Origin of the sequence: Frankia sp. KB5 (genome assembly GCF_002099325.1) — a bacterium.
Lineage (GTDB): Bacteria > Actinomycetota > Actinomycetes > Frankiales > Frankiaceae > Frankia > Frankia casuarinae.
This window is the reverse complement of the sequence record NZ_MRUJ01000202.1, coordinates 1-10,341: the sequence shown is the minus strand read 5'-3', so window position 1 is coordinate 10,341 and position 10,341 is coordinate 1. Positions and strand designations below refer to the sequence as shown.

At 66.6% G+C, this 10,341-nt stretch carries 8 protein-coding genes and 1 pseudogene; 1 reads left to right on the top strand and 8 read right to left on the bottom strand.

What is annotated here, in order from left to right; all coding sequences use genetic code 11:
- Positions 1 to 1,275: 1,275 nt before the first annotated feature.
- The 6 genes and pseudogenes from KBI5_RS28460 to KBI5_RS18430 all read right to left on the bottom strand — a co-directional run.
- Positions 1,276 to 1,392 (bottom strand): annotated as a pseudogene (locus tag KBI5_RS28460) (IS5/IS1182 family transposase); the annotation flags it as partial.
- A 338-nt stretch (positions 1,393 to 1,730) separates the two neighbouring features.
- Positions 1,731 to 2,069 carry a hypothetical protein gene (locus tag KBI5_RS18450; RefSeq protein WP_085015958.1) on the bottom strand — a complete coding sequence of 113 codons (339 nt, stop codon included), beginning with the start codon at positions 2,067 to 2,069 and terminating at the stop codon, positions 1,731 to 1,733.
- 102 nt (positions 2,070 to 2,171) lie between these two features.
- Positions 2,172 to 2,792 (bottom strand): ATP-dependent Clp protease proteolytic subunit, encoded by a 621-nt coding sequence (locus KBI5_RS18445; protein ID WP_085015957.1) that lies wholly within the window; start codon positions 2,790 to 2,792, stop codon positions 2,172 to 2,174.
- A 202-nt stretch (positions 2,793 to 2,994) separates the two neighbouring features.
- A complete protein-coding gene (locus KBI5_RS18440) occupies positions 2,995 to 3,582 on the bottom strand; it encodes a TetR family transcriptional regulator (protein ID WP_085015956.1) in 588 nt (195 codons plus the stop codon).
- Positions 3,566 to 5,101 carry a DHA2 family efflux MFS transporter permease subunit gene (locus KBI5_RS18435; protein WP_085015955.1) on the bottom strand — a complete coding sequence of 512 codons (1,536 nt, stop codon included), beginning with the start codon at positions 5,099 to 5,101 and terminating at the stop codon, positions 3,566 to 3,568. Before KBI5_RS18435 ends, KBI5_RS18440 begins: the two co-directional genes overlap by 17 nt.
- Before the next feature lie 226 nt (positions 5,102 to 5,327).
- Positions 5,328 to 6,494 (bottom strand): IS630 family transposase, encoded by a 1,167-nt coding sequence (locus KBI5_RS18430; protein ID WP_198537795.1) that lies wholly within the window; start codon positions 6,492 to 6,494, stop codon positions 5,328 to 5,330.
- A gap of 112 nt (positions 6,495 to 6,606) precedes the next feature.
- Here KBI5_RS18430 and KBI5_RS25925 point away from each other — a divergent pair, with 112 nt between their 5' ends.
- Positions 6,607 to 6,942, top strand: a complete 336-nt coding sequence (locus tag KBI5_RS25925) for a hypothetical protein (protein WP_133057079.1) — start codon at positions 6,607 to 6,609, stop codon at positions 6,940 to 6,942.
- A gap of 458 nt (positions 6,943 to 7,400) precedes the next feature.
- On the opposite strand, the gene KBI5_RS18420 is transcribed toward KBI5_RS25925, so the two are convergent.
- Positions 7,401 to 7,946 carry a flavoprotein gene (locus tag KBI5_RS18420; protein ID WP_241883007.1) on the bottom strand — a complete coding sequence of 182 codons (546 nt, stop codon included), beginning with the start codon at positions 7,944 to 7,946 and terminating at the stop codon, positions 7,401 to 7,403.
- The gene (locus tag KBI5_RS18415) at positions 7,946 to 9,487 is read right to left on the bottom strand and encodes a helix-turn-helix transcriptional regulator (protein ID WP_241883011.1); all 1,542 of its coding nucleotides are present in this window, start codon (positions 9,485 to 9,487) and stop codon (positions 7,946 to 7,948) included. Before KBI5_RS18415 ends, KBI5_RS18420 begins: the two co-directional genes overlap by 1 nt.
- Positions 9,488 to 10,341: the final 854 nt, after the last annotated feature.

Here is a 10,341-nt window from a genome sequence, read left to right as displayed (position 1 = left end):
GACTTTGCGGGTCACCCTGGACTCCGGACGGCCGGATAGTCGTCTCGGGTGTCGGCATCTGTATCGCGGTCGGCGCCGACGGACGTAGCGGCGAGGAGAAAGGCACACCTGGGTGACGGCCTGACCCGAGGACCTGGTACTTGTGAGACCTGTCAGAGTGGGCTGCTGGGTACTGGAGCGTGGACACGCGGCAATAACGAGCGGTCCAGGCGAGCCGAGGCTATGCTCTTTTCCTGCACGCATCACGTTTATTGCATGCAGACACGAATCCGCATATACCGGAATGTATAACTCGTCAGAGGGTGAGCCGGATGAGTCGGACTCCAGCCGTGAGCTGCGAAACAGGGCGGCGGGCACGCGATCCCGAAGGGGAGTGGTCAAAGTCGTTCGCCTTTCGGACGTCGAACGCCATTCACCGTCGAACTTGTAGTGTCCACAAAGGCCGACTGCTTGACGGAGCCGACATACAACCATGCCTGGTGGATGCGGGCGGCGCTGACCCGATATGCAGACATACGGTATCGATTACCGAACCCCCGGGTCGAACGGGTAATTTGTTCGGCACTACTCATACAACCACATCGGGCAACATGTGGCAAGGGTCTAACGGAGAGTAGGTGATATTGGCTAGTCAACGTACGCCGGGATCCGATCACGACGCGGACATCAGGGCCTTAACCTGGGAGTTCTCCTTGGCCGGGGAGGTGTTCCGACGTCACGCCCGGTATCCATTCCGCTGGACCCGGCTCCGGACATGCGGACAGTGAACCTTTTCACACCTCGATTGGTGACCTCGAGGTAGAAGGCTGGCATGTCCCGGACGAGGCGGGCGATACAGGGTGTAGGAATCCACGGCCGACGGGCCCCATGCCAGATCCTCAGCGTTGTGACGCCCTGTTCATCGGAGAACCGGATCATCACCTCGGCGCTGTTCACGGTCTGGTTGCCCCACGGGCAGGGCAGGCGTGTCTACCGGATATTTCCCACTCGGCGGGTGATGTTTTGCTCGACCGAAACCGGCGGAGACCTGAGGAATGCGATGCTGGATGCTGTGGATCGCACGGGCGGGCGCCGTCTGCGGCTGGCAGGTCATCGGGGACCCGCGCTGTCATCCCCGTAGTGAGAGCTTGAGGGAACAGGGCGATAGCTCCGCGCGTGCGGTCGGTCGGCGACCGAATGCCGTCGACCGACGCCTTCGCCGCCGCAGCCGACGATCCCCAGGTCGAGGGGACGCGGGCGACGAGGAGGTCGACGGCTACGCGGTAAGAGCTGGTTTCAGAATGATCCTTTGAGTTTTCTGAGGTAGGTGATCGAGCAGGCGAGAGTGAGGAAGGCCTGGTGGAGGTCCGCGTGGCGCTCCCAGCGGGTGCGGAGTCGGCGGAACTGGCGCAGCCTGCCGATCATGCGTGCCCCTGGGCGAGCACCCGGTGCCCAGGCCGGAGCGGTGAAGGTGTGACTTAACCGTCTCTGTGAAACCAAATCCAAGCAGCCGCAGAGGCCGGTGGGCAGATCCTGCCCGCCGGGTGGCCGTGCACACGAAGCTCGCGGTGGACAGTACATCCTGGTCGATGCCTCATCCCCGGGAGCTCCTCCAGGTTCTGGTACCCAGCCTGGCGCAGCCGACCCCGTCCACCGCGGCGGTTCACGAGGCTCTCGACGGGATTTCCTCTGGACGCGGGCGGGCCAGGATCGTGACCCACGCGCCGCTTCCAGGCTTGCAGTCACTTGGGCTATGTGACATCCCCCTCATGCCGGTCCAGATCTGGGYATCGATCCGCAGAAATGAAGACTCGGCGAGAGCGGCGGCTACCGTCAAGTTCCAGCAGCGCCCTGGTGAGAACATCTCCGAAAATCTCCCGCTCTCCCCTCCCCATCATGAGATCAAGGGTCTCGCGCAGCTCCTGTGCATCACTCACGAGCGCCTGCGCGGCCCGCAGGGCCGAATAAGTCTTCCCTATACCGGCTCCCGGATTTATTCGACCAACCCGGTCGAGTATGGCGAGATAGGCATCGACGAAATCCTTCTCGGCTTCGGTCAGGGCAGGAACCCCAGGTTTGTCGATCACGATTTTGAGTCCTCGCTTACCGTATCTACAGTGGCGGTTCTCCAGATCACGCCGCCCGATACTCTAGGCGGGGGGCGGTGTCGGATCCGTGGATCGAGGCTGGCCTCAGAGCGGGCGGCGCGGGGACGAGGCCTTGCGGCTGGGAATAATCTCGTCGATGAGCCCGTACTCGACGGCATCCTGGACGGTGAGGATCTTGTCGCGTTCGATATCCCTTCGGATCTGCTCGAGTGGACGGCCGGTGTGTTGAGCCAGAATTTCCTCCATAAGCGTCCGGATGCGAAGAATCTCGCGTGCCTGGATTTCGAGATCGCTGGACTGTCCTTCACTCTGTCCGGAAGGCTGATGAATCAGTATTCGACTGTTCGGCAGTGCCGTGCGCTTTCCGGGTGCGCCGGCGGCGAGGAGGATCGCCGCCGCCGATGCGGCCTGACCCATACACGTTGTGGCGATGTCGGGTCGGATGAACTGCATCGTGTCGTAGATCGCCGCGAGGGCAGAGAAGGAGCCTCCAGGAGAGTTGATGTACAGGCTCACGTCGCGATCCGGATCCTCACCTTCCAGAAAGATCAGTTGAGCCATGATGTCGTTCGCCGTGACATCGTCGATGGGCGCGCCGAGGAAGATTATCCGTTCCTTGAGAAGTTTTGAGTACGGATCAGTACTGTACTCTCCGCGCGAGGTCCGCTCGACAATGCTTGGCAAGATATATCTGCTAGCTGCCATGACAGATCCGTCCGTTTCTGGGTCGCGCTGCGGTCTACACCATCAACGAGTAGGAGAGCATTACCGGGTGCAACACTTCATAGAAAGTACACTCCGGGGCATCGAGGCTTCCTCTCGACAGATGCCCCAATAGATTCGTGTTGGTAGATATACTTCCACCCGTCTTCTCTGGTATTCGTCGGCAGCCTTTCGGGTGTTGTTCCTACAGGGGCATGCCGGCTTCCAGATAGTCCAGCACACGCTTACCGGATGAGTAGAGATCCRCAGGCGGACCCGATACAGYGTKCATCGCGCCGACCAGTGCGCCGGCGAATGCTCGCACCTCGAAGTCCTCTGGTGCGCGGCCGGCGCGCTCCGCCAGGACACGGGCGTACATGTCCACCGTCCGGGAGAACTCATTCGCGATGGCGGAGCGCAGTTCGGGCTCGGCAAGGATCAGCCGGGTACGAGCCATCTCCCGCTCATAGTCCTCAGCGGTCAGGCTTGCCAGCACGATCTGCATGGCAGCGCGCATGGTCGCGAACGGTCCCAGCCCGGAAGGTTGGTCCTGCAAAGCCCGCAGCATCGGCGAGTCCAGGTCATCGGCCAGTACCACAGCCTCCTTGGACGGGAAGTAGCGAAAGAAGGTACTGGCCGAGACCTCGGCCGCGTCGGCGATCTGCTCCACAGTCGTCGCGGCATAGCCCTGTTCGAGGAACAATCGCATCGCGTTGTCGCGAATCGCGGCTCGGATACGGATCTTCTTGCGTTCCCGCAGACCCGGCCGCGTCGTCTCAGGTGAGTGACTCATGGCTGGATTCTCGTCGATCGGCTTTCGAACCGGGTAGCGCGTCGCGCCGCTCGGCGCGGGTGGCCATCGCTGTGGCAGCCGCTGCTGCTGCGATGGCGGCGCAGATGATCAACATGACGTCCATGCCGTGGACAAACGCGCCGCGCGCCTGTACCACTAGGTGGAGGTCACCCAGCCGGTCGGCCTCGGCTATTCCGCCAGCTATACTCGTCCTTGCCTCGTGTGCGAACGAGGGAGGAACACCGTCCGTCGGCAGCCGTGACCGGTAGGCCCCGATCGCGACCGCGCCGAGCACCGCGGTCCCGATCGCGCCACCGGTCTGGCGCAGTGTCTGCAACAGCGCCGAACCCGAACCTGCCTGCGTCGCCGGCAACGCCGACAGACCCAGGGACATGGTCGTCGGCATCGAGAAGYCGAGCCCCAGCCCCAGGACCGCCATCCATCCGGCCGCCAGGCCGTATCCGCTTCCCCGTCCCGTCAAAGCCCCGCACGCCAGCGCGATGGTCAGCAGCGTGAAGCCGGCCCCGATCAGGGAGTCCGTGCCCGCACGGCGGCCCAGCGCGGGTGCGAACTGCGTGCCGATGACGAGGCCGCCGATCATCGGCAGCAGGCGAAGTCCTGAACCCAGGGCGTCAGCACCCAGGACCGACTGCAGGTACTGCGGGAGCACGAACAACACGCCGAACAGCACAAAGTTCACGACGCTCGCCAGCACTGCGCCGGAGCGGAAGTTGCGATCCCCGAACAACGTCAGGTCGATCAGCGGGGACTCCGCCCGCCGCTGCCACCACACGAAGATCACTAGCACTGCCAGGCCACCGACGAAGGCCGTCAGTGCGGTCAGGTCCGTCCACCCCTGCCGACCGGCGACTATGAACCCATAGGTCAGGCACAGCAGCCCGAGCGAGGACAGCACCACACCAGGCCAGTCGAGCGACCGCTGGCGTGTATCTCGGGAGTTGGGTACCCACCAGGCGACGGTGATCGCGGCCACCACTGTCAGCGGAACGTTGATCAGAAAAACCGAACCCCACCAGAAGGTGGTCAGCAGCCAGCCGCCGAGGATCGGGCCAAGCGGCAACCCGATCGCGTTCGCCGCCACCCAGATACCGACAGCCCGATCGCGGTCCGCGGACTCGGTGAACAACACCGGCAGTACCGCCACCGAGAGCGGAATAATCATCGCCGCGCCGAGTCCGAGCAGCGCGCGTGCCGCGATCAGCTGAGCCGGAGAACCCGCAAAGGCACAGGCGGCCGACGCCACACCGAACAGCACCAGACCGCCGACGAGAAACGGGCGCCGCCCGAGACGATCGCCCGCCAGACCCGCCGGTAGCAGGCCGACCGCAACCACCAGGGTGTAGGCCGTACTGAACCACTGCAGCTGCGACGCACTCGCAGCCAGGTCGTGCGCAAGTGTGGGCAGCGCAATATTGATCACCGTGGCATCGAGACTGATCGTCAGCGAGGCCAGGGCCAAGGCGGCGAGTGCCCACCAGGCCCGACGAGAGGCACTCAATCGATCAACCTACCGATCGTAGGGGTCAATGTCTTTTGATGGAGTCTATCATATGGGTCCGACCATCATCTTGCCTTTGCGTGTCCGGGTGGACACGCAGTCTCGTCGATGTTGTCTCGAGCTTGCTCGGCGGCGCGGCATGCCGCCTGGCCAGGTACTGGGCGAACCGGCTCTAGTGCAGCGCCTCAGTAATTCCTTCCCGGGTGTCTAGTCACGGTCTGTGATGTCAGGCGGCCTTCGGTAGGTCCTGCGTGGAGTGGTCCGGCTGCTGGGTGGGGTGTCGGTCGAGGTAGCGGGCGTGCTCGGCCTCGGCGTCGTAGCGCCACCGGTAGGGTTCGGCGGTCTCGTTGTGCGCGAGGGTGAAGTCGATGATCTGGGCCTCGAGGTCCTCGCGGGTGGTGAAGTCACCGCGGCGCAGCAGCCGGCGGGTCAGGACCCCGAACCACTGCTCGATCATGTTCAACCAGCTGGCGTGCTTCGGCGTGTAGGTCACCGTGAACCGGGGATGGGCCGCGAGCCAGGCTCGGGTGGCGGCCGAGGTGTGGCTGGACCCGTTGTCGAGGATCAGGTGGATGCGCTGGTCAGGCGGGATGGCCTGGTCGAGGGTGACGAGGAAGTCGAGGAACGTCCGGGAGTTGTTGCGTGCGATGCGGTGGGTGAGGACCTGTCCGGTGAACACGTGTATCGCCGCGAGGATCGAGACGGTGCCGTGGCGGATGTACTCGAACTCGCGGCGGGCATCAAGGCCCGGCCTGGCCGGGATCTCGGGATGCTTGCGGCTCTTCGCCTGGATCCCGGTCTTCTCGTCGACCGAGAGCAGCAGCGTGCCGGGGGGTGGCCCGTCGAGGTAGAGCCGGCAGACCTCGCTGGCGCGCAGCCAGAACTCCGGGTTGTCGGCACGGTGCAGCCAGCCACGGACCCGGTGCGGGCGGACCTCCGCCTCGGCCAGGACCCGCCCGACGGTCGCCGGCGAGACCTGCAAGCCACGGCCGGCCAGATGGGCGGCCAGGGTGCGCTGCGTCCAGACGGCCTGCCCCGATGGCGGGATCGCGGTCGCGGTCGCGAGGACCGCGAGCCTGGCCGACGGGCCGTGCACCGCCGGCCGGCCTGGCCGTGGCCGGTCGAACAGGCCCGGGATCCCGCGCGCGCCGAACCGGGCCGGCCAGAGCCGGGCCGTGGGCAGCGAACAGCCCACCACCCGCGCGATCTCCGCGGGGCCCGCCCCGCCGGCGGCGAGCAGCACGATCCGTGCCCGCCGCACGAGGCGCGCCTCGCTGCTGCCCGCCGCGATGATCTGGTCGATCTTCCTGCGCCGTTTGACGGTCATCGCCTCGGCGACCGTTCGCCAGCCCCGGCCCATCAGCCGCTCACCGCTCCGCAAGCCCCAGGTCACGGGCCCGCGAGCCGCTCACCGGGGGCAGGCGGTGAGCCGCGGGCAGYGGCCCTTGGCACCGGCCACGGAGGTGATCCCATCACGGCGGGCGGAGGCGGTCACACTGGCAGGCATGCCCGTACCGGCAAAACGCCTCAAGGACCTCGTCGAGGGGACCGTCGACCACCACGCCTCCCAGACCCACCCGGTCCTGCAGGAGATCACGATCCGGTGGCGCGGTGGGTTCGGCTATCTGAGCGCCTGGGCCGGCGAGGGTGACGAGCACGACGAACAGATCCGGCTCTGCCGGATCGAGTACCTCGGCGGCGACGCCTGGGCGTTCGCCCTCTACGACCCGGCCACCGAGGACTACACCCCGGCCGTACTCGTCACCGGCAGCCGGATCGGATCACCCACCGAGGCGTACGACACCRCCGCCATCGTTCACCTCACCGACTACCAAAAGTAACGATCAACCCGGGCGCCAACCGGCAAGGAACTACTGAGGCGCTGCACTAGACCTGTCTTCCGCACATGGGGTTTCGATGCGGTGACCGTCCCGGTTTCTGATCAAGGTGGCCGGGTTGGGTCGACGCCGAGGATGTCGAGGAGGTGCTGGTGCTGGGCCGAGGGGCGGGGGATGTAGGCGATCTGGTCGCCGTGGGCGGGCAGCCGGGCTCGCCGCCGCCGCGCGGTGAGCGTCTACTTGACGCGTGCGTGGACGGCGCCGGACTTTCCTGGGCCGCTGCGCTGAAGCTCGAACAGGTCGGTGGCGACCATCAGGTCCTTGAGGTGGGAGTAGCCGTAGGTCTTCAGCACGACCGCGGGATGCTTGTCAACAGCCCCGGTTCCTTCGGAGACGCAGCCGATCGTTCGGATAGTCGCGCCTCGATGTCGCGCAGGCCAGCCGTCGAAAATCTGGCCGTTTCAGCCGGTGTCCACGTCGGCGTCTCGCCGCTGGGCGCTGTGGGGCAGGGCGTCCAGGACGGGTTGCCAGGCAAAACCGGCCATTCCGTCGCAAGGTTGAATGGCATTGGTACCCAGGACGGTGAAGCCGTAGGCAGCCAGGTCGTGCAGGGCTCGGGTGAAGGCCGGGTGGGCCGCGAGGGTGGGTTTGACGTAGGGGGCGACGACGACGGGAAGGTCGAGTCCGATCGCCTCGTTGACGATGCCCATCGCCGGACTGTCGTTGATCCCCGCCGCGCATTTGTTGATCGTGTTGAAGGTCGCGGGGACAACCGCCACGGCGTCCGCGGGTGGCAAGCGGGGCTCGTCCGGCCGTCGAGGACGCGAACGGATCGGATGGCCGGTCAGCTCCTCCAAGCCGCGCACGTCCAGCCACGTGGCGGCCAGCTGGGTCGGGACGAGGCAGACCGCCCATCCTTTGCCGTGGACGTGACGGACTAGCTCCTCGATCCGGGTTGCGGGGGGCGCCGCGCAGACTACGAGGTGCAGCACTGGCGAGACAGCCATCAGAGCGGGAGTCCGGCCTGTTCGGCGACGCTACGAAGCACCGGGGCGGTGGAACCGCGTGCGCGGCCTATGAGGGCTGTCAGCAAGGTCCGCGCCGCGGGGTCGACCCGCAGCAGTTGGGGTGCGCTGCGGGCGACCTCCAGGATGTGTACTGCCGCGGACTGGTCGTCACCGAGCCGGACATGTCCGTCGGCGAGATCCACGTGGAGCCGTGCGCGCCTGCCCGCCAGCGCCGACGGGAGTAGCCGCGTATCGATCCGGGTGCCGATGTCCACCGCCTCGGTCGGATCGTCGAACGCCAGGGCCGCGGTGAGGCTGTGGATCGCCACGTTCGTGGGGCCGAACGCCGACCACAACCGGTTGTCGTCCTGGCCGAGCACCGCTGCCTGCTCGGCGGCGGCGGCGAGCCGGCGACGGGCTGCTGTCCGTTCGCCCTGGCGAACCGCTGTCACTGCCGCGAGAAGCAGCAGCGCGCCCCGCGCCGACGCGAGATCACGCGGATTCTCCTCGCCTGGCCGTCGGGTCACCGCGTCGAGCGCGGCGAGGGCCACCCGTTCGGCATCAACCAGCCGCCCCTGGTCGTGGAAGACGCAGGCGATCTGCCGTCGCGCGGTCGCCAGCAACGCGGGAGCGTCCGCGGCGAGGGCCGCGTGCTGCCCACGGTCCGCCGCCAGCCACGCGAGATCATGGGCGCCGGACTTGGTCGCGAGCTTGGCGGCGGCGATGTAGGCGACGGCCTGCGTGCGTCGCATCCTTTGCTGATCGGCACCTGCCGGTTGGTACGCGCTGAGCGCTTCGATATCGCGCACCACCGCGGGAAGAAGGCGTGCCGTTCCGTCGTAATCGGCCTGCTGGTAGCGGCGGTGGCATTCCCGCGCGCGGGCATCCACCTCGGCGAGTGCGTCCGCGCCCGGCTCTCGCTCGCCAGACCACTCCGCCGGCACCGTGACCGCTTCCCTCAGATCAGCGAGGGGATCCTCCGCGACTGGTGTGACAGAGGATCGGGCGGCCGGGAACGGCACGGCGACAGCGCGGGATCGGGGCAGCACCGCGGCGACACCGAGCGCCGATGCGGCGAGCAGGACCTGCTGGCGACTCGGCGCGTCCACCATCGGCGCGACCTCGGACTTCGCCGACTCCCCGCGCGTGGACGAACCGACCGCGCTCGCCGGCACGCCCTTCGTCTCGATCAGGTTGATAAGCAGAAGGTCAGCCGGGGGTAGCTGCTCACGGTCGTCGAGGTCGATCAAACTCTGCACGCTGGTGCCATAGACCTCGGCGAGCAGCGCGAGAATCTGAGGCGTGGGCCTGCGGCGATTGTTTGGCAGCGGCCAGTTCTCGACTTCGGACAGTTTCGGGCTGGTCATGGGCGCGGTGCCGTCGGGGTCGAGGCCGCTGCGGGCCGCGTGGGCGTTGATATGGTCCGCGGCCTGGTCCTGGGTCCAGCCGCGGGCATGACGGTGGGCGGCACGGGGACGGTAGTGGTAGCGGCGGGCGAACTCGACGGCGATCTCGTCGTGGCTCATCCCGCCCGCGCGCATCCGCGCGCGCAACTCGTCCTGCTCCACCCGCCGGCCAGGCTTGCCCACGACGTCGTCCTCCAGAGGCTGGCGAGGTCCGCCGCGCTGTCGCAGCAGTGCATCGTGCGAAGGCGCACAGGAGGACTGTAACGGGCCGATTGCTCTGAGAATAGACCGGAGGTCGCCGACGGATCGCCATCATCCTCCGCCTGTCGGGGCCGAAGGGGCGAGGTGGAGGGAGCCGAGATCTGGCGTGGTAAGGCACACTCTGGGCGCAGTGCTTGGGATGCGCTTGAGCTCGCCTCCACCGATGCGGTGAACCGCCCACTGGTTGATCACGTTCGCTCGTCTCGGCTGGCCTGGTCCCAAGGCTAGTGTCAGCTCCTTCATGCCGCCCCGGTTTCCAGATGACAGACCGGAACAGCGCATGCGTTCCCGGGAGGCGCGAGCGACAACGGTGGCTGTGTCGAGCCGGTCGACGGGAGCCCATCMGTTCTGGGCAGAGTAGATCGCCGCGGTTGACGAGCACCGTTCGTGTCGCCCCACGCGCCTCAACCAGGACATGGCAGGGGCAGGACCTGCACGGTGGCCGCCCGACGGACAAGGCCGTCGAACAGATCGGCGTGGCTGGGATTGACTCTCCTCGCGCGGTAGTCAGCATCTGGGCTGATCCTTTTGAATGTGCCRCCGATGGTCAGGACGACGTCGGCGAAGATGCCGTCGGAGCCGGCCGCAGTGCGACTGAGGGCACGCCGTTCGCCGTCGTTCTCCTGCGACGCAGTCGGCGGGGTGGAGGACCCTGGGGCTGCGGCCCCTGGTGGCCTCTCGGACGCAGCATCACACGGAGCCATTGTTGCTCGAGGATGGGCTGGTGT

What these genes read in the sequence shown, in the direction of transcription:
- KBI5_RS18445 (WP_085015957.1), bottom strand. Translation starts at nt 2,792, where the DNA reads ATGGCAGCTAGCAGATATATCTTGCCAAGCATTGTCGAGCGGACCTCG.
- KBI5_RS18420 (WP_241883007.1), bottom strand. Translation starts at nt 7,946, where the DNA reads ATGGCTGTCTCGCCAGTGCTGCACCTCGTAGTCTGCGCGGCGCCCCCC.
- KBI5_RS18415 (WP_241883011.1), bottom strand. Translation starts at nt 9,487, where the DNA reads ATGCGCGCGGGCGGGATGAGCCACGACGAGATCGCCGTCGAGTTCGCC.